At 34.5% G+C, this 22797-nt stretch carries 27 protein-coding genes and 1 riboswitch; of the genes, 8 read left to right on the forward strand and 19 right to left on the reverse strand.

The window, feature by feature from the left end; genetic code table 11:
• Window positions 1-12: 12 nt before the first annotated feature.
• Window positions 13-591 carry a lipoprotein BA_5634 family protein gene (locus tag ACYVEC_RS21160; RefSeq protein ID WP_098555315.1) on the forward strand — a complete coding sequence of 193 codons (579 nt, stop codon included), beginning with the start codon at window positions 13-15 and terminating at the stop codon, window positions 589-591.
• 34 nt (window positions 592-625) lie between these two features.
• On the opposite strand, the gene ACYVEC_RS21165 is transcribed toward ACYVEC_RS21160, so the two are convergent.
• Genes ACYVEC_RS21165 through ACYVEC_RS21175 form a run of 3 tightly spaced genes read right to left on the reverse strand, consistent with a single transcriptional unit; the run spans window position 626 to window position 3022 of the window.
• Window positions 626-796: a FeoB-associated Cys-rich membrane protein gene (locus ACYVEC_RS21165; protein WP_000989586.1), complete on the reverse strand. Its 171-nt coding sequence runs from the start codon at window positions 794-796 to the stop codon at window positions 626-628.
• A gap of 13 nt (window positions 797-809) precedes the next feature.
• Entirely contained in the window at window positions 810-2798 is a 1989-nt protein-coding gene (feoB, locus tag ACYVEC_RS21170; RefSeq protein WP_063223653.1) for a ferrous iron transport protein B, read from the reverse strand.
• Complete coding sequence (locus tag ACYVEC_RS21175) at window positions 2795-3022, reverse strand: FeoA family protein (protein WP_000060518.1); 228 nt, start codon at window positions 3020-3022, stop codon at window positions 2795-2797. The genes feoB and ACYVEC_RS21175 overlap by 4 nt, the downstream gene beginning before the upstream one ends.
• A 194-nt stretch (window positions 3023-3216) precedes the next feature.
• Window positions 3217-3318: riboswitch (TPP riboswitch) on the forward strand.
• A gap of 86 nt (window positions 3319-3404) precedes the next feature.
• Here ACYVEC_RS21175 and thiT point away from each other — a divergent pair.
• Complete coding sequence (gene thiT, locus ACYVEC_RS21180; RefSeq protein WP_063223654.1) at window positions 3405-4076, forward strand: energy-coupled thiamine transporter ThiT; 672 nt, start codon at window positions 3405-3407, stop codon at window positions 4074-4076.
• Window positions 4077-4281: 205 nt separating this feature from the next.
• On the opposite strand, the gene ACYVEC_RS21185 is transcribed toward thiT, so the two are convergent.
• From ACYVEC_RS21185 to ACYVEC_RS21210, 6 genes are all read right to left on the reverse strand, one after another.
• Entirely contained in the window at window positions 4282-6135 is a 1854-nt protein-coding gene (locus ACYVEC_RS21185) for a sensor histidine kinase (RefSeq protein WP_063224327.1), read from the reverse strand.
• The gene (locus ACYVEC_RS21190) at window positions 6132-6821 is read right to left on the reverse strand and encodes a response regulator transcription factor (RefSeq protein WP_061686144.1); all 690 of its coding nucleotides are present in this window, start codon (window positions 6819-6821) and stop codon (window positions 6132-6134) included. Before ACYVEC_RS21190 ends, ACYVEC_RS21185 begins: the two co-directional genes overlap by 4 nt.
• A gap of 39 nt (window positions 6822-6860) precedes the next feature.
• The gene (locus ACYVEC_RS21195; RefSeq protein WP_063224328.1) at window positions 6861-7481 is read right to left on the reverse strand and encodes a class D sortase; all 621 of its coding nucleotides are present in this window, start codon (window positions 7479-7481) and stop codon (window positions 6861-6863) included.
• 89 nt (window positions 7482-7570) lie between these two features.
• Entirely contained in the window at window positions 7571-7930 is a 360-nt protein-coding gene (locus tag ACYVEC_RS21200; RefSeq protein ID WP_063224329.1) for an LPXTG cell wall anchor domain-containing protein, read from the reverse strand.
• A gap of 177 nt (window positions 7931-8107) precedes the next feature.
• Window positions 8108-8440, reverse strand: a complete 333-nt coding sequence (locus ACYVEC_RS21205) for a hypothetical protein (RefSeq protein WP_460508189.1) — start codon at window positions 8438-8440, stop codon at window positions 8108-8110.
• A gap of 184 nt (window positions 8441-8624) precedes the next feature.
• On the reverse strand, window positions 8625-8840 hold the full coding sequence (locus ACYVEC_RS21210; protein ID WP_061677576.1) for a hypothetical protein: 216 nt from the start codon (window positions 8838-8840) through the stop codon (window positions 8625-8627).
• 161 nt (window positions 8841-9001) lie between these two features.
• On the opposite strand from ACYVEC_RS21210, the gene hpt reads away from it, so the two are divergent.
• On the forward strand, window positions 9002-9529 hold the full coding sequence (gene hpt / locus ACYVEC_RS21215; protein ID WP_002123365.1) for a hypoxanthine phosphoribosyltransferase: 528 nt from the start codon (window positions 9002-9004) through the stop codon (window positions 9527-9529).
• A 256-nt stretch (window positions 9530-9785) separates the two neighbouring features.
• Window positions 9786-10688: a diacylglycerol/lipid kinase family protein gene (locus ACYVEC_RS21220; protein ID WP_098555314.1), complete on the forward strand. Its 903-nt coding sequence runs from the start codon at window positions 9786-9788 to the stop codon at window positions 10686-10688.
• Window positions 10689-10786: 98 nt separating this feature from the next.
• On the opposite strand, the gene ACYVEC_RS21225 is transcribed toward ACYVEC_RS21220, so the two are convergent.
• From ACYVEC_RS21225 to ACYVEC_RS21250, 6 genes are all read right to left on the reverse strand, one after another.
• On the reverse strand, window positions 10787-11203 hold the full coding sequence (locus ACYVEC_RS21225) for an SRPBCC family protein (RefSeq protein ID WP_063224332.1): 417 nt from the start codon (window positions 11201-11203) through the stop codon (window positions 10787-10789).
• Window positions 11204-11220: 17 nt separating this feature from the next.
• Window positions 11221-12231: an aldo/keto reductase gene (locus ACYVEC_RS21230; protein ID WP_098555312.1), complete on the reverse strand. Its 1011-nt coding sequence runs from the start codon at window positions 12229-12231 to the stop codon at window positions 11221-11223.
• Between the two features lie 430 nt (window positions 12232-12661).
• On the reverse strand, window positions 12662-12841 hold the full coding sequence (locus ACYVEC_RS21235; protein WP_029440251.1) for a hypothetical protein: 180 nt from the start codon (window positions 12839-12841) through the stop codon (window positions 12662-12664).
• Window positions 12842-12916: 75 nt separating this feature from the next.
• Window positions 12917-13264, reverse strand: coding sequence for a YxeA family protein (locus ACYVEC_RS21240; RefSeq protein WP_063224334.1), 348 nt, complete (start codon window positions 13262-13264; stop codon window positions 12917-12919).
• A gap of 301 nt (window positions 13265-13565) precedes the next feature.
• Window positions 13566-14156 (reverse strand): DedA family protein, encoded by a 591-nt coding sequence (locus tag ACYVEC_RS21245; protein WP_063224335.1) that lies wholly within the window; start codon window positions 14154-14156, stop codon window positions 13566-13568.
• Window positions 14156-14734 (reverse strand): class I SAM-dependent methyltransferase, encoded by a 579-nt coding sequence (locus ACYVEC_RS21250; RefSeq protein WP_063224336.1) that lies wholly within the window; start codon window positions 14732-14734, stop codon window positions 14156-14158. Before ACYVEC_RS21250 ends, ACYVEC_RS21245 begins: the two co-directional genes overlap by 1 nt.
• Window positions 14735-15132: 398 nt before the next feature.
• On the opposite strand from ACYVEC_RS21250, the gene ACYVEC_RS21255 reads away from it, so the two are divergent.
• On the forward strand, window positions 15133-16362 hold the full coding sequence (locus ACYVEC_RS21255) for a helix-turn-helix domain-containing protein (RefSeq protein WP_460508199.1): 1230 nt from the start codon (window positions 15133-15135) through the stop codon (window positions 16360-16362).
• A gap of 312 nt (window positions 16363-16674) precedes the next feature.
• On the forward strand, window positions 16675-16974 hold the full coding sequence (locus tag ACYVEC_RS21260; protein ID WP_063224338.1) for a YolD-like family protein: 300 nt from the start codon (window positions 16675-16677) through the stop codon (window positions 16972-16974).
• Window positions 16975-17055: 81 nt separating this feature from the next.
• On the opposite strand, the gene ACYVEC_RS21265 is transcribed toward ACYVEC_RS21260, so the two are convergent.
• A complete protein-coding gene (locus ACYVEC_RS21265; protein ID WP_199678104.1) occupies window positions 17056-19005 on the reverse strand; it encodes an ABC transporter permease in 1950 nt (649 codons plus the stop codon).
• A complete protein-coding gene (locus ACYVEC_RS21270) occupies window positions 18992-19762 on the reverse strand; it encodes an ABC transporter ATP-binding protein (RefSeq protein ID WP_000859653.1) in 771 nt (256 codons plus the stop codon). Before ACYVEC_RS21270 ends, ACYVEC_RS21265 begins: the two co-directional genes overlap by 14 nt.
• Before the next feature lie 306 nt (window positions 19763-20068).
• Here ACYVEC_RS21270 and ACYVEC_RS21275 point away from each other — a divergent pair, with 306 nt between their 5' ends.
• Window positions 20069-20944, forward strand: a complete 876-nt coding sequence (locus tag ACYVEC_RS21275; RefSeq protein WP_063224341.1) for an AraC family transcriptional regulator — start codon at window positions 20069-20071, stop codon at window positions 20942-20944.
• A gap of 40 nt (window positions 20945-20984) precedes the next feature.
• On the opposite strand, the gene ACYVEC_RS21280 is transcribed toward ACYVEC_RS21275, so the two are convergent.
• Together ACYVEC_RS21280 and ACYVEC_RS21285 are read right to left on the reverse strand one after the other, a co-directional pair.
• Window positions 20985-21623, reverse strand: coding sequence for an SdpI family protein (locus ACYVEC_RS21280; RefSeq protein WP_063224342.1), 639 nt, complete (start codon window positions 21621-21623; stop codon window positions 20985-20987).
• The gene (locus tag ACYVEC_RS21285; RefSeq protein ID WP_063224343.1) at window positions 21620-21892 is read right to left on the reverse strand and encodes an autorepressor SdpR family transcription factor; all 273 of its coding nucleotides are present in this window, start codon (window positions 21890-21892) and stop codon (window positions 21620-21622) included. The genes ACYVEC_RS21280 and ACYVEC_RS21285 overlap by 4 nt, the downstream gene beginning before the upstream one ends.
• Window positions 21893-22100: 208 nt before the next feature.
• On the opposite strand from ACYVEC_RS21285, the gene ACYVEC_RS21290 reads away from it, so the two are divergent.
• Window positions 22101-22796 carry a response regulator transcription factor gene (locus tag ACYVEC_RS21290; protein WP_000276732.1) on the forward strand — a complete coding sequence of 232 codons (696 nt, stop codon included), beginning with the start codon at window positions 22101-22103 and terminating at the stop codon, window positions 22794-22796.
• The last annotated feature ends 1 nt before the right edge of the window (window position 22797 follow it).

Here is a 22797-nt window from a genome sequence, read left to right on the forward strand (position 1 = left end):
GGAGACATCATCATGAAAAAATTAGTAGGAATCGGATTAGCAGCAGCAATTTCATTCGGAGCATTATCAGGTTGTTCTTTATTAGGAGAAAAAGCGAACGGCTTTGTACTGTACGGATCAGAAGAGCAAGTTCAGCAAATTACAGATAAAAATAAAAAAGAAGTGAAAGAAAAAGACTTCTATAAAATGAAAATGACAACATTAGACGGTAAAAAAGTTCTTGTCATGGATAAGAAAACTGGTGAAGAACTAGTGAAGAAAGAATTACTTAGCAAAGTGGATGCAAAAGACGACACGAAGCCACTTGATAAATTACCAGCTGTAACAACAGAACAAGGTGTATTATTCGCAAAAGAAAAAATAGAAAATGCTACACTTGATGGAGCCAAATTAAAATATGAAGGCAACACAATTATCGGTAGTGGCCGTGCATATGCCGACATGTTCGCGGTTGTTGATGATGCAACTTACGGAAATGTAAAAGGTGAAGAAAAATCTGTAGGTGTATTAAAATTCGATAAGGATCCAAGTAAAGAATTCCCTGGAAAGAATGGTGTAGAATCATCACAACTTGTAAAAATTAAAAAGTAATAAAAAAGCTTTGCGAAATTCGCAAAGCTTTTTTCTATTTATTATGAGCAATTTGCTCCATATCCGGACTACAAGTTTGCGACTGACATGACTTGTTTAAAGAACATGCGGCGCATTTTCCCTTTTTACTTCTCTTTACAAAATGAACTAACGTATATGCTGCATAACCAAAAATGATAGCTCCAATTATAATATTGACCATCATTATACATCTCCTTTTAGAATCCGAGTAAAGATCCAACTTGGTATATAATAAGCGTTAATACATAAGCAACTACGAGCGGATAAACGACTGAGAAAATCGTCCATTTCGCTGATCCAGTTTCACGTTTAATAACGGCTACTGTCGCTAAACACGGAACATATAATAAAATAAAGAACATAAATGCATAAGCTGATAACGCAGTATAATGTGCTCCCATTACATTGCCAAGCACATCTTCTTTCACCGCATAAATAATTGCCATTGTAGAAACAACAACTTCCTTCGCTAAAAATCCTGTTAAAAGAGATGCCGCAGCTTGCCACGTTCCAAAACCGAGCGGGGCAAATAATGGTGCGATAAATCCGCCAATCATCGCTAAATAACTGTCTCCCATATCAACACCAAATCCTGATGGACCTGCATAATTTAATAGCCAAATGACAACAGAACCACCGAAGATAAATGTACCTGCTTTACGAACAAATCCTTTCCCTTTCTCCCAAGTACTTAGCCATAACGTTTTCGCTTGCGGTACGCGGTAAGGCGGTAGTTCAATAACGAAAATAGACTTCTCCGCTTTTAAAATTGTAAGAGACATAATCTTTGTAACTAATAACGCAAGGACTATCCCTGCAACATATAAAGAAAACACAACAGTCGCCTGACTATGAGGGAAGAATACTCCCGCAAATAATGCATATACAGGTAAACGTGCTGAACAAGACATAAATGGTGTTACAAGAACTGTAAGTAAACGTTCTTTCTCTTGTTCAATCGTTCTCGCTGCCATAATACCTGGAACGTTACATCCAAAACCGATAATCATCGGAATGAACGCTTTTCCGTTTAAACCGAAGAATTCCATAATTCTATCCATAACAACTGCAATTCGCGCCATATATCCTGAGTCTTCTAATAATGAAATGAAAAAGAATAGTGCAAAGATTTGTGGAACGAATACTAATACAGCACCAACACCGGCAATAATGCCTTCTGTAACGAGCGCTTGAATAAAATCAGAAGCTCCGACACTCGTGAGCCCAGCCGTCACCCAATCCGTAAGCTGTCCACCAAAAAACTCATCTAACATATCAGATAACGGTGTACCAATCCACGTAAACGTAACCTGAAAAATAAAAAACATAACTGCTAAAAAGATTGGAAGTCCTAAAACTTTATGTGTAATTAACCTATCAATTTTTTCCGAAAAAGGAATTTTTCCTTCTTTCTCATGCTTCATAACATTTGTTTTTAACTTTTCAATATACGCTTCACGAGTTTTGTAAATATGCTCCTCCAACGTACAATCAAGTTTTCCCTCTAAGCGAGATCGAATGGCTATGAGTTCCTTATAAATTGGTAGTGCTTTCATTTCTTTTTCTACTACTTCGTTATTACTTAAAAATTGAAGGGCCAACCATCTTGGATGCTCATACTTCTCTTTCTCTAAAAGAGAAATTGCTTCTCCAATTCCTTCATCTACTTGTACACCATATGAAATAATGAATGGCTTTTTCTCACTTTTGTCATTTTCTTTAAGAGTCGCAAGTAGTTCTTCACAGCCTTTTCCGCTTCTTGCAACGACAGGAACGACTATTACACCTAATAGTTCTGATAACCTTTTTACATCAATTACAATTCCTCTTTGCTTCGCCACATCAACCATATTTAAACCAATTGAAACCGGCTTACCAAATTCAAGTAACTGCAACGTTAAATGCATATTTCGTTCAAATTGCGAGGAATCCACAATATTTAACATATGCTGAAATTCTTCTGTTAGTAGAAAGTTTGTTACAACACCCTCATCACGTGAAACTGGATTTAAATCATATACGCCTGGTAAATCTATTAATGTTCCTTGTCTATCTTTTAATTTACCAACCTTTTTTTCTACTGTTACACCGCTCCAGTTTCCTACGTATTCATAAGAACCAGTAAGTGCATTAAATAATGATGTTTTCCCTGTATTCGGATTCCCTAGCAAAGCTACCTTATTCACGCTAATTCCACCTTTATCATTTTCGCGTCACAATGACGAATACTAATTAACTGTCCACGACACTCCAATGTACAAGGACCTTTGAACATCGCTTTCTGCTTCATGCGAAGTTCGCTTCCTTCAGAAAGACCAAAAGCCGCCAATCTTCTCTTTAGTAAATGATCTAAAGACTGAACGCTTTTTACTAACACTTTCTCACCGATTTTAATATCTACTAAGCTCATAACCTTCCCCCTCAAAAGAGAATGATAATTATTTTCAAAAAAATTATAGCACACTCTATTTCTCTTGTACTATACCCTTTTGCTTCATATTTATTAACATTTCGCTACAATTCTATTTCAATCATTGTCATACCGTATTCGTTTGCCATTCTCATCCATTTCGCTTACAATAAACAATAGCAAATAAAGAATCTCGTTATCACAGGGGGAGCCTTACCGCTGAGAGGGAACACTTCGTTCCGACCCTTAGAACCTGTTAGTTAATGCTAACGCAGGGATTGTGCAAACGTCCGAAATACATATCTCTTTTTTATTTACGTATTTCGTATCCTCCTATGATATCTATTCTTTTTTGTACAACTTGAATTTAGGGGGAGACAACATGCGTAACACCAATTTACAAGCGATGATTGAATCTGCTATTCTTGCAGCCTTCGCCATGGTCATCGACATTTTACCATTATCAATTAAACTTCCAACAGGCGGTTCCATCTCATTTGCTATGATTCCTATATTTATTATCGCATACCGCTGGGGCTTCAAAATGGCTTTCTTAGGAGGCTTAATTTGGGGATTATTACAAATTGTAGTCGGCGATGCCATTATCGTCACACCAATTCAAGTACTTATTGAATACTTCGTTGCTTTCGCATTCATTGGATTTGCTGGTTTATTCTATCGTCCAATTCAAAAGGCACTTTTAACAACCAATGAAAATAGTGAAGAACAATCCAATTTAGGTAGCCGTAAAGACAAACCTTCTTCAAAACAGAACGAAGGAAAGAAAGTTCTTGGTTACATTATTGTTGCTACATTTATTGGTAGCTTTGCTCGCTACTTCTGTCACTTTATTGCTGGTATTATTTTCTGGGGACAATATGCACCGAAAGGTCAATCCGCTGTGCTTTATTCATTAATTGTAAACGGTAGCGTAATGATTGGTTCCTACATTCTATGTACCGTTTTACTTATATTTTTATTCCTTACTTCACCACGCTTATTCAAGAGCATCAATGCTTATCAAATAAATGCAAACAAAAAGAGCGCTTCATGAGCGCTCTTTTTTTCATATCGTAATATCAATTAAAAAAACAATAAATGCACAAAAGAAAATAAATACCATTATACTTAGCCAATTGCTATGCACGGTTCATCGACTCCTTACATAACCTCATTTTCTAACACGATTATATCGCTTGAAAATAAAGATTAGGTAAAGATAATATGAAAATAACTTAAAAAAGCGTAGATCATATTGTCTACGCTTTTTTCGGTAAATAGAAGTAAAATAATACACCATCTTCTGTATTCTTTACTCCATATTCAGCATCATGCAGTTCTAAAATATTCTTCGAAATAGCAAGCCCAAGACCTGTTCCACCTTGCGAACGCTGACGAGCTGCATCCACGCGATAAAAACGATCCCAAATTTTATCTAATTGTTCTTCTTCAATGTGAGTACCTTTATTTTCAATACATACTTTTATACGATCTTTCTCATCTATTGTAGAAATAATAATATCTTCTTTATTTGGTGTATAACGTATGGCATTCGTAATGAAATTTACGATGACTTGTTCAATCCGGCCTTGATTTGCCATCACTTCAAATGGACCTATATTTTTATGAACACAAAGTTCTTGTTTCTCTATTTGTACAGAAAGATGTTCACATATATCTTCAATTACTGTATCAATATAAAATGAATCCATTTTCATTTTATATGTACCTGACTCAAATTTAGCTAACTCAAGCATATCCAAAATTAACGTATCCATTTTATCTACTTCTCGTTCCATTGCCTGAAAATAGTACTCTTTTTTATGCTCAGCTACCCCGTCTTTTAAAATAGAAATACAGCTTTTCATAATACTCAGCGGTGTTTTTAATTCATGTGAAACACCAGAAATGAATTCTTTTCGCGTTTTTTCTAACTTTCTTTCCTTTTCAATATCTTCTTCTAACTGTCCAATATGCGAATGGAGTTTATTAGATAATGCATTAATATTTTTCGATAAATCCCCAATTTCATCTTTTGAAGTAATCGGTATTTTTTCTGTAAAATCTAATTTTGCTATTTTCTTCGTCGTATCATTTATTTTTAATAACGGTTTTGCAATTTGTTTTGAATAATAAAACGAAGCTAAAAAAATAAGAACGACTACAAATGCAATGATATAGATGTAGTAATCTTGCACCATTTGTACAGCTTCATCTACGGGCTGTAAAGAAGCCATCGCATAAATATATGTTACTGATCCGTCTTTTTCTTTTATTGGTTTGATTAATAATTTATATTTAATATCATTTTTTTCATAGTCCATTGTTTGTGTTGCATACTGTATGTGCTTGCTCTCTTTTAATAATAAATCTGTTTGAAATTCTTTTATGTTATCTAAGAATATACTATTTTTATAAATTGGATTTACAAGACCTTTTACATCTGGAAACTGTACTTTCGTAACAAACCCACCTATGTAAGCATCTGGTTCTTGGGCAGCTTGCTCCTGAACAGCCGGCTTCTTTTCCTTACCTACTTGTTCCTCAGCTGCTTTCTTTTTCTCCTCATCTAATTTACTCATTTTCTCCTTAAATGCTTTTTCTAACGGTTTATTAGATCCGCTTAAATTCTGCTTCGATAACGAGAAAGAGAATGGAATAAAACTATCTTCTTTTTTCACTCCAGAAAAAGAAATTCCTTGGCCTAGAAACTGATCTGATGATTTATTATCAATCTCTTCTATATTGACGAGATTGTATAAAGGAATTTTGAATATTTGTTGTCCAAAGCTCTTTTGTTGCCTACGATCTATCGTTACCTCAAAATAAAAATCATCTGCATGCTTTAAATTCCCGTTCTGATCTAATGTCGTAATCCACGTATTATTTTCTCTTAAAAAGTCTTGCTCCAGCTTCTGAATTCCTTCTGCACTTCCTGCATAGTTCAAATAATTCTTTTCGAAGGAATTTAAATTCACTTTAATATCTTCCACTTTTCGATTCGCATAATATTGTTTAAAAAATATCGTTTGTCCAATAAATATCGTCGCTAAAATTAACATACATAATGCTGTTGTGAGGGTAAATAATTTTAGTACAATCCCTTTTCTCATACATTCCCCTCAAATTTATAACCTGTTCGTACTACAGTTGTAATGTACTTTGCTTTCTCTCCCAATTTGTTTCTCAAATTACGAATATGGCTATTAACCGTTCGATCATCACCAGCAAATTCATATCCCCAAATTCTTGAAATCAATTGTTCTCTCGTTAAAACGATTCCTTGATTTTTCATGAAATACGCTAATATTTCAAATTCTGTATGTGTTAAATTAATGTCTGTTCTATTTACTGTAACAGTACGCGACGGAAAATGAACGTGAATACCGTGGATTGATAATGTATCATCTTCATTCTCTAAGAGTTGCTTTGTCACTTTTCTACTTTCTAACAACCTTTTCGCTCTTGCTAATAAAATGGGCGGACTATATGGCTTCGTCACATAGTCATCTGCCCCGAGTTCAAAACCAAGTAACGTATCATCTTCATCTACACGTGCCGTTAGCATAATAATCGGAACCTCGGATGTCTTACGGATTCTTCGGCAAACGGACCACCCATCAAGTTCCGGCAACATAATATCAAGAATAACTAAATCAACCTCTTCTTCCTCAAATACTACTAAAGCTTCCTTCCCATCTCTTGCTTCAAACACTACATATTGCTCACTCAAAAAATAATCTTTTAATATTTCACGTAATATATCTTCATCTTCCACAATTAAAATATTTTTTGCCATAACTTATATATCCCCCTCCCGCTTTTAGAAACTACAATTTCATTTTGAATAACTAGCAGTTAACTTCGCCTCGATAATATATCTATCTGGCGCATCCCCTATATAATCAAATGGATAGCAAGTCGTCAGTGTTAGTATCGGTTCTTCTTTTTTTATAATAACAGTCCGATCATCCGCATGGGTAATCCATGTCTTTTGAATTTCATATGTGTACGTTTTATTATCATACTCTAAAATAAGAGTGTCTTTTTCTTTTAACTCTCCTAAATCTGTAAATACAGTATCCCGGTGCCCACTTAGTACAGTATGTCCCCCTCCAGATGGCGTTGTCGTTAAATCACTAACGAACATTCCAACCCCTTTCTTCAACGTTGCATCATCTGCTCCCCAATATATAGAAAACTTCTTTTTTATTTTCGGTATATTTAACATTGCTACCTTTTCTCCTTCTTTATGCTCTGTTTGAGAAGAAGGTACTTGAGAAGTTACAGGGGTTTCATGTGAAAGTTGATCATGTTTTATATTGTTAAGGCTCTTTATTTCTTCTGTCGTTAATTCTTGCGCAGAGCTTTTTCCTTTATACCATTCCATAGCATAATATGATCCCATAAATAGTCCTATAGCCATCAATATAATTCCGATATAATTGAGTACCTTCATATTTCATCCCTCCATGCCAAAAATGGTAGGAATAACCTACCATTTTTAATATATGAAATTATTCCATTCTTTATAGGGAAATATTTTAATTACGCCTTAACTTTATTACGGCGATTCAAACCAAATAACGTCCCTATCCCTACAAGGCACGCGCTTAGTGCCATCATTGCTACATTATTAGATGCTGTATTTGGTAATTTTTCACCTTGTACAACTGGCTTTGCTACTTCTTTTTTTGCCATATCATTTTTTAACTGTTCTTGTGCTATTCTCTTTTTCTCTTCTTCACTCTTTTGCTGTATCTTAATTGCTTCTTCTTTTTTAGCCTTATCTTGCTGCACCTGCGCTGCATCTTCCTTTGCTACTGATCCAGTATCCGCACTTGCTACTGAAGAATATCCTACTGTTAAAAGTGCCATTGCACAGATCGGTAATAGTTTCTTTTTCATTTTATTTCTCTCCTTTTATACGTTTTACATCACTTCGCATCGGATGTATCACTAGAATAAACAAGAGATATAAATATAAGATGCAGATGAAATATATTTCATTTAAAGATTTCATTGTAAAAAAATAAAAAAACATCGCAATATATACGATGTTTTTTCGGGTGTGTGTCTCAATATTTACATGTTACTTTCGCGTGATTTAGAAGTAGAATGGGCCGGAGCGATAACTAATTGTCTCGGCTCAGTTTTCTTTAAGTGATTTTTGACGTTACACTTACGACGTTGAACAACCCACGCTTTAATAGGGTTTGTCAAAATAATCTTTTGCTCTTCGTTAGGGGTCTCTTCTTCAAACCTACAACTTTCGCTCCATTTATTCCATTTCATTGTAAATTTAGAAGAAGAATGATCATCTTCTCGATCAAACAAGTGCAAAAAATCCATTTCGCCAGCTAGCATTACGATGTTGCTAGTTGCTAAAAAAGAAAAGGTCGTCCAACGTTTCTCCATGCCCTCCTACTCCTTTTTCACATATAGAGTGCCTAAAACTTAATTTACCTAAAATATGCTTGCCTTTTACCTTACACCCATAGTTTATCCAAAACACTACTATGCAACTATCGATTTGCCTTACAACTACCTTACATTTTTGTAAGAAACAAAAAAACCTTCACTCTCTATACGTGAAGGTTTCTCATTTTTCATCTATATGATCTTTCATATGATCGACTCCAGCTTCTTGCAGCTGTGACATCATACCGTGGGAGATTGCGCCTAATACTAAAGTCATTCCAATTAGTGAAATCCGAATCGCTGGTACATCAATTATGTAGGCCAAACTACCAAGAACAATTGTTAAAAGTAATGCTTTTATAAATGTTGCACTTGTATACTCTTTCTTTCTCATCATAATCACCCTTTATGGAAGCGTTTTCTTAATATAATCAGTATATCATATCATCTGACTATTTTGCGGGGATTTCTGTAAAAAACTTATATCTTCTTTGACTTTTTCCTTCCTATCCTTTACAGTCGAAATGTTCACAAGTTTTACACTGTAGGAGGACTCCAATGAATATTGAAATAAAAGACACTTTAATTTCTGAAGAACAATTACAAGAAAAAGTAAAAGAATTAGCGCTTCAAATCGAGCGTGACTTTGAAGGAGAAGAAATCGTAGTCATCGCTGTACTAAAAGGATCTTTCGTATTCGCTGCTGATTTAATTCGTCACATTAAAAACGAGGTAACAATCGACTTTATTTCTGCATCTAGCTACGGAAATCAAACAGAAACAACTGGAAAAGTTAAACTATTAAAAGATATCGACGTAAACATTACTGGAAAAAACGTAATTGTCGTAGAAGACATTATCGATTCTGGTTTAACACTTCACTTCTTAAAAGATCACTTCTTTATGCATAAACCAAAGGCACTCAAATTCTGTACGTTACTTGATAAACCTGAGCGTCGTAAAGTTGACTTAAAAGCTGAATATGTTGGCTTCCAAATTCCAGACGAATTTATCGTTGGCTACGGCATTGACTGCGCAGAAAAATATCGTAACTTACCATTTATCGCTTCAGTTGTAACGGAATAATCGTATAACTTAAAAAATCGATAGTACATAAAATTTATATCGGCGATTTTCAAAATATATCGACCGTATCTTAAATTATATCGGCGATTTTTCAAATATATCGACCGTAACTCAAATTATATCGGCGATTTTTTAAATATATCGACTTACCGACAATAACTGACAATCTTAGCACCCTATTAATAGGAAGAAGCTGTTCTGAAATACATCAGAACAGCTCCTTCTTTCCATTACAAAAAACAGGGAGAGATGAAATATGACAAAGACAAAATTTGAAAAAGTACTCCTCATCGTAAATCCAAAAGCTGGACAAGGCGACTTACATGCAAATTTAACGAAAATCGTACCACCTCTTGCCGCAGCTTTTCCTGACTTACACATCCTTCATACGCAAAAGCAAGGTGATGCAACAAAATATTGCCAAGAGTTTGCTAGTAAAGTAGATTTAATTATCGTCTTTGGTGGTGACGGAACAGTATTTGAATGCACAAACGGCTTAGCACCTCTTGAAACTAGACCTACACTTGCAATCATTCCAGGCGGAACTTGCAATGACTTCTCTCGTACACTCGGCGTTCCGCAAAACATTGCAGAAGCAGCAAAACTTATCACAAAGGAACACGTAAAACCAGTTGATGTCGCAAAAGCAAATGGACAACACTTCTTAAACTTCTGGGGCATTGGACTTGTCTCTGAAGTATCAAATAATATTGATGCAGAAGAAAAAGCAAAGCTTGGAAAAATCGGCTACTACTTAAGTACAATTCGGACTGTAAAAAATGCTGAAACATTCCCGGTAAAAATTACGTACGACGGACAAGTATATGAAGACGAAGCTGTTCTTGTTATGGTTGGCAACGGTGAATATCTTGGTGGTATCCCTTCCTTTATTCCTAACGTAAAATGTGATGACGGAACACTTGATATTTTCGTAGTCAAATCAACAGGCATTCAAGCGTTTAAAGATTATATCGGAAAGAAACTATTTGAAGACTCAAATGAAAATGACATCTTCCACGTAAAAGCGAAATCCATTCATATTGAAACAGAGGAAGAAAAAGAAGTAGATACAGATGGAGAAAGTTCCCTTCACACACCTTGTCAAATTGAATTGTTGCAAGGGCACTTTACGATGATTTATAATCCTGCGGTTGTATAATACAAAAAGACGAGCTAAAGTTTTAACATTTTAGCTCGTCTTTTTTATGTTTAATCAGTTTTTTAATCTATTCTCAAACTCATTGTTTAACAAATTGATTAGCCTAAATATGCTTGTTGTAATGCCTCTAAGCCATCTTTATAAATTCCATGGAATAGATTAATTGCCTCTTCATCAGTAACCTCTACAGGAGTGAAGCTACCAGACCATTCAACTAATGATGTGTTAGCATCTTTACCTTCTTTAACACGAATTGTAGATAAATAATTCGTCACAGGGAACGGTGCTTGCATAATTGAATATGTGTAGTAGCGCTCTTTCTCATTAAATGCTTCTAAACGCTCTACAATCTCATCGCCATCAGGATTAGCTAAATGACGTACACGTCCGCCTTCCGTTACTTTACTGCTAGGAATATACGGTAACCAATCTGGAAGTGCATCAAAGCCTCCAATTAATTGCCATACTTGTTCAGGTGAAGCTGGAATTTCAATAGATGTAATAGTATTTGCCATTTTCATTACTCTCCTTTTTATTTAACGTTAATTGGTAGTGGTGCATTAGCTGCAACTAATTTTTGTTCACGCATTTCTTCCCAGAACGCTGCCGGAATTACTGTTTTCAATGCAGCTTGGTCTTCTGCAATTCGTTCCGGTTTACTTGCACCAGGAATAACAGCTGCAACCGCTGGGTTAGCCAGTGAAAACTGTAAAGCAGCAGCTTTAATACTGATTCCATGACGATCTGCAAGGTTTTTCATTTTATTAACTTTTGCAATGATTTCTGGTGACGCTTTTTGGTATTCGAAGTGAGCACCTCCAGCAAGAACGCCTGAGCTATATGGTCCACCAACAACAATGTCCATATTGTTTTTTACAGCAGCAGGCATTACGCGTTCTAGCGCACGCTCGTGGTCTAATAATGAATAGCGACCAGCTAGTAAAGAAACATTTGGTTTTGCTTCTTCTAAGTCCAGCATAAGTTCAATTGATTCTACTTTATTTACTCCAAGGCCCCAGCCTTTAATTACACCTTCATCACGTAATTGAGTAAGTGCACGGAATGCTCCTGTTCGAGCAATTTCAAATTGTGAAATCCACTCATCTCCATAAAAATCTTGTGCTACATCATGAATATAAACAAAATCTAGACGATCTGTTTTTAAACGTTTTAAACTATCTTCAATAGAACGAAGAGTTGCATCCGCACTGTAGTCGTTGATAATTTTATTTTTACGACCAAATTCGAAAAGTCCGCCTTTTTCACCTAAATCACGTGTAGATGGATCTTCCAATTCATCTGAAATAATTCGACCTACTTTTGTACTTAAGAAGTACTCATCACGATTTCTTTTCGATAGTGCTTCACCAAGACGAATCTCTGCTAAACCAGATCCATAAAGTGGAGCTGTATCAAAGTAACGAACACCATTATCCCAAGCAGCATCTACTGTTGCGATTGCTTCTTCTTCCGGAATATTACGGTACATATTACCTAGTGGTGCTGTACCAAAACCAAGTGTACCTTTTAATAAATCTTTCATATAAAATCTCCTCCTAAAATCTATTTAAAAATGGTTAATGGATATCAATTAATGTGAAAAGGACTGACCTAAAGGATTCGAGTAGGCAAAGCCGTATGCACTTCAAAGCACGATAGTTATTAAAAATAACGTAGATGCTTTTTAGTTCCACACTACTCATTTCCCTCTCACGTATGTAATTATGTCTTATCTACAACACAATAAAAAGTACGCACTTTAAAGTGTTATAGATACTAATAAGTAACAATTTTATGTTTCAACGTCTGTAGCTTCAAAATAAAATGATTAAAAATGATTTTATAAAAAAATCCCCTATTCTTGCGGAGGTAACTGTAGAAATTATCAGTGGAACATAGAAAGTTGTTATTATTTCTTCATAAAAAAAGACCACAACGAATCGAAATATGTTCGTTGTGGTCTTTTACCTTATTTAAAATATTAAATTACATTTCGAACAAAAAGGAGCAGAATTCCCTTTTCTAATTTTCGCATCACATTTTGGACAATATACGTATCGCTCTTCTATCTTTTGTCGTTCTATCATATGTAAAGATACTACCCTCATACTACACATAATCCCAATTAATATAAGACTAACAATGAGTAGCATACCTCTCACTCCTCCCCTCTAAATTTTACCATAAAATAACAAACCCGATTCTCTCATTAAGAATCGGGTTTATACTTACAATCCTAACTTTGCCTTCGCACCGTCAGGAATTTTATCTATCGTTACTTGCACTTTATCATGTAAAATCTTTCCCCTTGTAAGCACATGCCAGTACGAACCTTTTTGCAATTCATCTACTCCATCAATCGTTACTTCCTTTTCTTTTCCATCCTTATCGTAAGCTTTCACCGTATATTCACGGCCTTTATTTCCGTCTAACTCTTTTCCATCCGTATCAATAATTGCGTAATGATTCTCTATATCAAGAAATGGGTTCATCTGATCTAATAGCTTACTCCCATTTAATAAATATGCCGCTCCTGCGACGATAACAATCATTGCTCCAAAAATAAATCTTTTCATCTATATTCCGCCTTTCATTATGTTTTTATTTATGACATTTCTAAGTATAGGACGCATTTCTTAATAAAAACTCATACTGTTTCTTAACTTTTTCTTAATGTAGAGGACATGTGAGATCACATCTAGGTACATGAAATTATATCGACGATTTTTCAAATATATCGAACACAAATCGAAATATATCAACGATTTTTTCAATATATCGGCGTTTCGACAAGGAATATCGACTTACCGACAAAAACTGACCGTAGAACCGCACAACAAAAGAGGCTGTCCAAAATGTATTTTGGAACAGCCTCCTCTACTTACTAACTACTACACTTCTTTTTACGTAAAACAAACTGCCAATTAAAACGACAACTACGCCAAAATACACGCCATACTCTATCGCAACTGCTACAATCCTTTCAATATGTTGTCCAAATAAAGAACCCAGCACAAAGTAAATGAGTGTCCAAACAAATCCTGTCGTATAGGAATACAAAGCATATATCCGAAATGACATGTTATTCATCCCAACTAAATATGGCACGATATGTCTTACAACTGGTATGAAGTAACTTGTGACTAACGCGTAATGGCCATACTTCTCTACCATTTGTTGAGATTTCAAAAGATATTTCGCCTTGTTCTTTTTCATTAGCTTATCAAGTACTTTTGTACCAAATATTTTCCCTAATATATAACCTAAAGATAGCCCTGATACAACACCTAAATACGTTAATACAAATGCAGGAATGACACTTAATATCCCTAGTGAAGATACAAAGCCACCACTCATTACGATCATTTCGTCTGGAATTGGCATACCGATAATCCCTAACCATAAACAGAAAAATAATGCCCAATAACCGTATTGTTCAATATAAGATAATAATTCATGTAATTCCATTATGCATATGCTCTCCTTAGCTCTTTTTTACAGCTAAAGACGTACGCTGGTGGGAAATTGAGCCACACTTTTTCTAGTGTAATTTCAGGGAAGAAAAGCTGTATAAATCCTTTTTTCACAAGTGAATATTGAAATGTAATAAATTCCCCATTCTCATGTATCGCTTCCATTACATTGTTTAAAATGCCCTTTGAAACTTCTTCTGGCAAAGAAGTAAAAGGCAATCCTGATAAGACGTAATCAACGCATTCTATATGGAGCTCTTCCATATACTTCTTTATATTTTCAGCTGAACCGTGTACAACAATGACGTTCTGCTCATCTTTAAACTTTCTCTTTAACTCTTTGCAAAACACTTCATTAATTTCAATAAGAAGAAATATTGTTTCCTTCTTCTTTCTCTTCATAATTTCTTTCGTAAAGACTCCTGTACCAGGCCCTAACTCTACAATGCATTTTGCTTTATTAAAATCAATTACATCTACCATTTTCTTTGCTAATATTTTTGAACTTGGCGCAATTGCACCAGTATGTTTCGGATGTTTAATAAATTCATGTAAGAATGTTATGAGCTGCATGTAAACCTCTCCCCATTCGTTCGATAGTTTTTAACTTGTTTCTAAGTATAACTATCGTTTCTTAATAAAAATTGAGGAGATTTCTTAAGATTTTATGAAGAATGTATCATTCATTCTTATACATGAAATCTTTCGTATTGCATAAATAAATACCTCTTTTATATTTATTTATTTGATATAATGAATATAAAAAGGAATTTCATGGAAGGTACCATCGCTATGTCTATTTTCATACAACATATGCAGAATTTAATGTGTAAATCACCTTTCATTATTATCCAATATATGTAATCCTTTTTGCGTGAGAAAAAAATTCAAATAACAAGAAATTTATATCTTATAGAAACAAATGTAGATTTAAGTATTAATATTTCAAAACGATTTAAAAAGAGAAGACAATGAATAATTCCATCGACCTACAGCACTTATGCGATCTTGTACATAGTACTTTTCATGTACCTGTTCAATTTCTATCTACTGATAGAAAAATTGTGTATGAATCTACTTCTCATACGATTGGTAGTCCTTTTTATTCTTCTAAAGAAGAACATCTGAATGAACTTTATCAAGAAAACGCTCCTTGTAATTTCCCAATTTTCAAAGGGAATAAATATCTTGAGAATTTCATTAGCATCCATATAACAGATCATGAACATATAAAAGGAACGATTATAATCGGCCCTACTGCCTATCCAAAAGTATCAGATGAAATGGCTATTAAACTTATGAAATATTTCAACTGTCATAATAAAATGCAACAAGGAGTAGAGTACTATCAATTTCTACCTGAGATTAAAAAAAGTACGCTAATTGATATAAGTATTTGGTTACATTACGTCATTTTCAATGAAAAATTAAATCGCGATATTGTTTGGGAAAAAAATAAATTGCTCGAAGATGTTTCTTATAAAATCGTAAATCCTGATCTATATATTTCAAAACGTCGCCGGCATGATCCGCAAAATTATGACATATCATTGGAACATAAATTTTTTTCAGCCATTAAAGAAGGCAATAAAGAAAAAGTCATACAATATGCGTATTCCTTCCCACAAGAAGATGCGGCAATTTCATCCAAAGGAGATCAACTTAGAAACCAAAAAAATAACGGTATTATCGCAATTACACTAGCTGTTCGATATGCGATAGATGGTAATCTTCCATCAGACATTGCTTTTTCACTTGGTACTTTATATATCCAAACGATTGAAAAGCTAGATAACATGTATTCCGTAAATAGATTAATTGAAGATGCATTATGTACTTTTGCAGAACGGGTGAAAGAATATAGTGATCAGGCATATTCTAATTCCATTACTACATGCCTAAATCATATTCACAAACATATTTACGATGAAATAACTCTCAATGACCTTGCTAACCTTTTACATATTTCCCCTACTTATTTATCAAAGTTATTTAAAAAAGAAGTGGGAATTCCTTTAAGTGAATACATCCAGAGGGAACGCGTAGAAGAAGCAAAAAAATTATTAACATTAACGACTTATCCACTATCAGATATTTGTGCCTGGCTTAATTTTAATGACCAAAGTTATTTCACAAGAGTCTTCAAAAAAATTACTAGTATGACTCCTAGACAATATCGTGAAAATCATACCGTTATATAAAAACGCTTTCTTAAATGAAGGTGAGATAGTTGTCATACTAGCTCACCTTCCTCAAGCCGATTTATTGTCCTTCATCCACACTTATCTTAATAAAGTTTTAATCCTCTTCAAAAAAGTACAAGAATGACAAATAAATTACTATAAATAAGTTAATGAATTTGATAATTTTTTAGTACTAAGCAAATTCGGCTCCAAATCATCCATCATTGTTTCGTTCTATACATAAGTTGCTTACGCAATTATAAGTAACGACTACTTCCATAGTGATTAACCTTTCTATATAGAAAATATATTGTTAGGAGAATAGAAAGCATGAGTAGTACAAATATATCAAAATCGCCTCAAATGACTATTATGTCTAAACAATCTGCTGACATAAAAGAATCGCGAAAAGTATCGCCATACGATGATAGAGAAAGAATTGAAGACACTTTATTACGCTCATTCATTTCAGAAAAAGAAATATTGATTACTTATTATAAAGATGGTTATTTCCCTACAAGTTATATGACTGTAATTGAATTAAACCCTTTGAAACGTTCTTTAATATGCATAGATGCCTTTGACCGCAAACATACTTTTAGTTTCATCGATATAATCGATGCGCGTTAATTATTTCTATAAAACAAAAATAGCCATTCACCTCATAAAAATTAGGTAAATGGCTATTTTATTTTCTCACAGCTTCACTTATTATTTCGCACTTACAATCTTATAATAAGAACGAACTGTTAAGAAGTAATATCCGATATAAATGACGCCGTATACTCCAATACTAATTAGAAGCGGAATCATAATTTCAAATGGTAATATATTTGCTAAACCTTTTAGTGCAAATAAGCTGTGCAGAATTCCGATTACTAACGGAATAGCGAAGATAAAGCTCACTTGTTTTGCGATAGCCTTCTTCATCTCTTGCTTCGTTACACCAACTTTATGAAGGACAACGTAACGATCACGGTCAGCACTTGCTTCTGTAAGCTGCTTGAAGTAAATGATTGAGCCTGTCGCTAATAGGAAGACTAATCCTAAAAATAGTCCAATGAACATCATTAAGCCTGTCGTTTCAAGCCCCATTTGGAATCCTGTATAGAAATCATTAAATGGTTTTAAAACTTCTGATTCACCAGCTGGCATAACGCTTGCTAATTTCGCTGTTAACTCTTTACTATTTCGCTCACCTTTTACATCAATATTTTTTACAATACGCGTTTCGTTTACTTGTTTCGCTTGCTCATATGTTTGATCCGGAACGATTACAAATAGTTCATTTAAGTTTGTAACACTTCTACTATTTACACCTTTAATTGTTAACTCTTTTGATTCATTTCCAACAGGGAATACAGCTGTATTTCCTGTGTAAAGAGGACCAAAATCAAGATTTTCAATATATAAGCTATCATATACAAAAGCTTCATTCGCACTTAAATTTACAGGTTCTACATCTAAATGTTTCGCAAGTGCATTAAAGTTTGATTGAGAAATAAGCTCGTACTGCTTCGTAATATTGTAGTGCGTGTTCAGAACTTGATCCGCTCTTTCACCTTTAAATGTTCCTTTCACAGGAATCATTTCAACATCTGCTTCATATGTCACTGGATGATTATTCTTCTCTCCAGCAAGTATTTCATTTACTTTTTTATCTAATGCTTCATCTTTTTTCTCATAAGAATAACTATATGGTGCAGCCACTTTTGATTGCGTGAATGTATTGTAATACATCGTAACTGACGTACCAACCGCCGTTAATGTTACTGCACTTAAAATAGCAATTGTCGCAAGTGATTTTGCATTTCCTTTAATGCGATATAGTAACTGTGATGTCGTTACCATATTCATACCGTTATAAAACGCTGACTTATTATTTCTTGCACGTTTCAATACAAATACTGTGAAGAACATGAATAATAAATAAGTTCCTGCTACTGTCGCTAATAAAATGTATAATGCGACGATCATAAAGTCTGCATACATAACTGCTTTCATGTACATTAACGCTAAGAAATAACCTGAACCGATTAAAAAAACTGAAATTAATGCCATAATGACAGAGCCTTTTGGCATTGCTTCTCCTTCACGTTCTGCGCGGAAAAGTTCAATTAACTTAAAGCGATAAATTAAACGATATCCTTGAAGTGATGTATATAAAATAATCACAAAGAAAATAATTGCTGTATCAATAACGGCAGCCATCGGTACTTCAAAATGAACATTTAAGTTTAATCCCATCATGCTTACTAGCAGTTCAAGGAATAATTTTGAAAGGACACTACCAATCGCAATCCCGATAATTAAAGACATTAATCCCATTAACATATTTTCATAAAAGAGCATTTTACCAATCTGTTTTTTACGAATACCTAATAAGGAATATAGTCCAACTTCTTTTTTACGTTTTCTTGTAAAGAATCCGTTCGAATATATAATAAACACCGCTACGAATATAATTAGCATGACACTAGAAACTTGGAACGCTCCACTAATTTTTTTAGAAGCTTCCGCTGCTTTTTCCATTTGTGAATTATATTGCAGTGCTTTAAATGTAAAGTAAATAACGATACTAAAAATCATAGATGCAAAATATACAAAGTAGTCTTTAAAATTCCGCTGTATGTTGCGGAGGGCAATGCTAGATAAGGTCATCAGCCATACCTCCGGAAATAGAAGACATTACGTCAACGACTTGTTGGAAGAATTGTTTACGCGTTAATTCACCGCGGTGCAATTCTTTATATAACTCACCATCTTTAATGAAAATAACTCGTTTACAGTAACTTGCCGCAAATGCATCGTGCGTTACCATTAAAATTGTAGAGTTATCATATTCATTTAGCGACTTCATACTTTCAAGTAAATCTGTTGCTGATTTAGAATCAAGTGCTCCAGTCGGCTCATCCCCGAAAATCATACTTGGATTCGTAACAATCGCACGTGATGCTGCACAGCGCTGTTTCTGTCCACCAGATACCTGATATGGGAACTGACTTAAAATATGATCAATACCAAATTTCTTTGAGATTTCAAGAACGCGGCGATCGATTTCATTTGCTTTCACCTTTGATAACGCAAGAGGTAACGCAATATTCTCTTTCACCGTTAACGTATCTAATAAGTTATAATCTTGGAAAATGAACCCTAAATGATCGCGGCGGAATAACGCTAACTTATCATCATTCATTTTCACGATATCTTTTCCATCAATTAAAATCTCACCGTTCGTCGCATTGTCAATTGTAGAAAGAACGTTTAGTAAAGTCGTCTTACCCGAACCAGAAGGTCCCATAATTCCAACGAACTCACCTTCTTTTACTTGTAAGTTAATACCTTTTAACGCTGCAAATTTATTACCACCCGTGTCATACACTTTTTCAATATTTTTTGCTTCTAACACTGTTTTCATCTCGACATCCCTCATTTCATCTATTCTCTATTTTCACTATATACATTCTCCACTCTTGCCACTATCTATGTTTCTTACACAAACATGACAGTTATGTAAGCCCGGTGAGCAAAGAAATCAAAATTTAACCTAATGAATCAAAGTACTTTGTTACTATAACATTGGGATATCATGCCATCCATTCATTCTCCTTACAGGAACATTACAATTTTGTAAGGTAAAAAATGCACCCTACAAAGTTGTGCATGAAATGTCGGATGGGGCTATTTTTTTCCTGCTATTCTATTTAACAAGGAGGTCATGGTTATGGATTCACTTAAAAACATGAATGCTGCAATGCAGTATATTGAAGACAACCTTACACATGAAATTGATTTTAAAGAAGTCGCAAAAATAGCTTATTGCTCCGAATATCATTTCAAAAGAATGTTTTCTTTCCTAGCTGGCATATCACTATCAGAATATATTCGCTGTAGACGTCTTACTCTCGCTGCTTTTGAACTAAAAAATAGCGATACAAAAGTGATTGATGTCGCTATAAAATATGGCTACAATTCACCAGATTCATTCTCTCGTGCCTTTCAAAATTTGCACGGGATAACACCTTCAGAGGCCCGAAGTAGTAGTCATTCTTTAAAAGCCTATTCACCAATGACCTTCCAATTATCCATTCAAGGAGGAAATGAAATGAACTATCGAATTGAAGAAAAAGACTCATTTCAAATTATAGGTATTACAAAACGAGTACCAATCGTTTTTAACGGTGTAAATGAAGAAATTGCTTCTATGTGGAAAAGTTTAAATCCAGAGGCTATTCAAACATTAAAGTCCCTTTCAAACATGGAACCTACTGGAATCATTAGTGCTTCTACTAACTTTTCTGAAGGAAGAATGGAGGAAAAAGGCGAACTCGATCACTACATTGGAGTAGCCACAACGAAAGATTGCCCAGAGCAATTCGCGCAACTTGAAGTCGCAACTTCAACGTGGGCTATATTTGAAGCTGTCGGTTCATTTCCTGAAACATTACAAAATGTGTGGGGGCGTATTTATTCTGAATGGTTTCCTTCTTCGAACTATGAACTAGCGGACGGACCAGAAATATTGTGGAATGAACAGAAAGATATATCTTCTCCAAACTTTAAAAGTGAAATTTGGATACCAGTTTTGAAGAAGTTATAAAAAAAAAAGCTACTTTTCCATGAAAGGAAAAGCAGCTTTTTTACATTTTTAGTTCTTTTTTATAAACAACATAGGAATATCCCATCGTACCAACAACCAATACAGCAACTACACTTAACAAACTAATCATTTTCCACATTCCCGGTAGAAACGCCGAAATCATAATTACAATACCGCCAATCATCATAATCTTTGATCCTAACCGATGTGTTTTTCTCCACACTTCCTCACTACTTAACGTCCACGGGGTTTTAATACCTATGAAGAAATTTGGTTTACATTGCTGCATATAATTGCCTAGTACAACAAAGAGGATACCGACAATTATGTTCACAACAATTCCAATTGGAACGTTATATCCTAAAGCATTTGCTAGTGTCATCATATTAATAGTAAATAAGAAAAATAAAATTGATCCATTTATCCTTCCAAGTGCTTTAGGAAATTTTTTATAGTTATCGTACTTCGGATCTATCTTAGGTAATACAGTCACTACTGCATATATAAAAACCATAATTGCTACATCAAAAATCATCATTCCCATTTTTGACATATGCCCATCTACTTCGCCATCAATGTTCCAATGACTCGGAACTTCTCCCGGTAAATACGGCCACGCGATACTCCATGCAATAATCGTTAAAGCAATTAACAGTAACGGAAATATATGCTTTCTCATTTCCCCTCTTCCCCCTTATTCGTAAACGTAAACACCCAAGTCAATAAATCTTGAAAGACAGTTGTGTTTAAAGAGTACATAACGAATTGACCTTTCTTTTCATCTTGAATAAGTTCAGCATTTTTAAGTGCGTTTAAGTGGTGTGAAATACTTGGTTTTGTCATATCGAAATGTTCAGCGATCTCACCAGCGGTTAGATCACCTTCTTTTAATAAGTCTAAAATTTTTCGCCTTGTTGGATCTGCTAATGCTTTGAATGCTTGATTCAATGTCTTTCTTCCTTTCGATAATTAGACATTTAGATATTTATCTAAATGTTAAACCAATTACCGTTATTTGTAAATTGTATCCAGCGCCCTTTTTACTTTTTACGCTTTTGCCCTATACTGTTTATTAGCTTATCTTTCAACATAATGAAAAGACTTGAAACACATGATACACTATATCTACAATTGTTTTTTTAGGAGGAATATACATATGTACAAAATTTTAATCGTTGAAGACGATCCAAATATTTCATCATTACTACAATCTCACATTCAAAAGTACGGTTACGACGCTGTTGTTACTGAAAACTTTGATGATATTATGGAATCGTTTAATGCAGTGAAACCACATCTTGTTTTACTTGATGTAAACTTACCGAAATTCGATGGATTCTACTGGTGCCGTCAAATTCGTCATGAATCTACTTGTCCAATTATTTTCATTTCAGCGCGTGCAGGTGAGATGGAACAAATTATGGCGATTGAAAGCGGTGCGGATGATTATATTACAAAACCGTTCCACTACGACGTTGTAATGGCGAAAATTAAAGGTCAATTACGTCGTATTTACGGTGATTATGCCCCAAATATTTCTGAACGTATCGTTGAAGTAGAAGGTTTAAAACTATTCCCAGAACGTCCAGAAATTCATTTTGGATCTGAGCAAGTTCTTTTAACGAAGAAAGAAGCTATTTTAGCAGAAATGTTATTATCTAAATTCCCTCGTACGGCGAGCCGTGAAGATTTACTAGCTGCTCTATGGGATGACGAGAGCTTCGTTGAAGAAAACACATTAAACGTAAACATTACGCGTCTTCGTAAAAAGTTCAATGAGCTTGGTATTGAAAATGCTATTGAAACAGTGCGCGGACTTGGGTATCGTTTTAACGCAACTTGGAGTGAATAAG

The organism is Bacillus sp. MN7755 (genome assembly GCF_054771475.1).

What these genes read in the sequence shown, in the direction of transcription:
- ACYVEC_RS21160 (WP_098555315.1), top strand. Translation starts at nt 13, where the DNA reads ATGAAAAAATTAGTAGGAATCGGATTAGCAGCAGCAATTTCATTCGGA.
- ACYVEC_RS21165 (WP_000989586.1), bottom strand. Translation starts at nt 796, where the DNA reads ATGATGGTCAATATTATAATTGGAGCTATCATTTTTGGTTATGCAGCA.
- ACYVEC_RS21175 (WP_000060518.1), bottom strand. Translation starts at nt 3,022, where the DNA reads ATGAGCTTAGTAGATATTAAAATCGGTGAGAAAGTGTTAGTAAAAAGC.
- thiT (WP_063223654.1), top strand. Translation starts at nt 3,405, where the DNA reads ATGCGTAACACCAATTTACAAGCGATGATTGAATCTGCTATTCTTGCA.
- ACYVEC_RS21185 (WP_063224327.1), bottom strand. Translation starts at nt 6,135, where the DNA reads ATGAGAAAAGGGATTGTACTAAAATTATTTACCCTCACAACAGCATTA.
- ACYVEC_RS21190 (WP_061686144.1), bottom strand. Translation starts at nt 6,821, where the DNA reads ATGGCAAAAAATATTTTAATTGTGGAAGATGAAGATATATTACGTGAA.
- ACYVEC_RS21195 (WP_063224328.1), bottom strand. Translation starts at nt 7,481, where the DNA reads ATGAAGGTACTCAATTATATCGGAATTATATTGATGGCTATAGGACTA.
- ACYVEC_RS21200 (WP_063224329.1), bottom strand. Translation starts at nt 7,930, where the DNA reads ATGAAAAAGAAACTATTACCGATCTGTGCAATGGCACTTTTAACAGTA.
- ACYVEC_RS21205 (WP_460508189.1), bottom strand. Translation starts at nt 8,440, where the DNA reads ATGGAGAAACGTTGGACGACCTTTTCTTTTTTAGCAACTAGCAACATC.
- ACYVEC_RS21210 (WP_061677576.1), bottom strand. Translation starts at nt 8,840, where the DNA reads ATGATGAGAAAGAAAGAGTATACAAGTGCAACATTTATAAAAGCATTA.
- hpt (WP_002123365.1), top strand. Translation starts at nt 9,002, where the DNA reads ATGAATATTGAAATAAAAGACACTTTAATTTCTGAAGAACAATTACAA.
- ACYVEC_RS21220 (WP_098555314.1), top strand. Translation starts at nt 9,786, where the DNA reads ATGACAAAGACAAAATTTGAAAAAGTACTCCTCATCGTAAATCCAAAA.
- ACYVEC_RS21225 (WP_063224332.1), bottom strand. Translation starts at nt 11,203, where the DNA reads ATGGCAAATACTATTACATCTATTGAAATTCCAGCTTCACCTGAACAA.
- ACYVEC_RS21230 (WP_098555312.1), bottom strand. Translation starts at nt 12,231, where the DNA reads ATGAAAGATTTATTAAAAGGTACACTTGGTTTTGGTACAGCACCACTA.
- ACYVEC_RS21235 (WP_029440251.1), bottom strand. Translation starts at nt 12,841, where the DNA reads ATGCTACTCATTGTTAGTCTTATATTAATTGGGATTATGTGTAGTATG.
- ACYVEC_RS21240 (WP_063224334.1), bottom strand. Translation starts at nt 13,264, where the DNA reads ATGAAAAGATTTATTTTTGGAGCAATGATTGTTATCGTCGCAGGAGCG.
- ACYVEC_RS21245 (WP_063224335.1), bottom strand. Translation starts at nt 14,156, where the DNA reads ATGGAATTACATGAATTATTATCTTATATTGAACAATACGGTTATTGG.
- ACYVEC_RS21250 (WP_063224336.1), bottom strand. Translation starts at nt 14,734, where the DNA reads ATGCAGCTCATAACATTCTTACATGAATTTATTAAACATCCGAAACAT.
- ACYVEC_RS21255 (WP_460508199.1), top strand. Translation starts at nt 15,133, where the DNA reads ATGAATAATTCCATCGACCTACAGCACTTATGCGATCTTGTACATAGT.
- ACYVEC_RS21260 (WP_063224338.1), top strand. Translation starts at nt 16,675, where the DNA reads ATGAGTAGTACAAATATATCAAAATCGCCTCAAATGACTATTATGTCT.
- ACYVEC_RS21265 (WP_199678104.1), bottom strand. Translation starts at nt 19,005, where the DNA reads ATGACCTTATCTAGCATTGCCCTCCGCAACATACAGCGGAATTTTAAA.
- ACYVEC_RS21270 (WP_000859653.1), bottom strand. Translation starts at nt 19,762, where the DNA reads ATGAAAACAGTGTTAGAAGCAAAAAATATTGAAAAAGTGTATGACACG.
- ACYVEC_RS21275 (WP_063224341.1), top strand. Translation starts at nt 20,069, where the DNA reads ATGGATTCACTTAAAAACATGAATGCTGCAATGCAGTATATTGAAGAC.
- ACYVEC_RS21280 (WP_063224342.1), bottom strand. Translation starts at nt 21,623, where the DNA reads ATGAGAAAGCATATATTTCCGTTACTGTTAATTGCTTTAACGATTATT.
- ACYVEC_RS21290 (WP_000276732.1), top strand. Translation starts at nt 22,101, where the DNA reads ATGTACAAAATTTTAATCGTTGAAGACGATCCAAATATTTCATCATTA.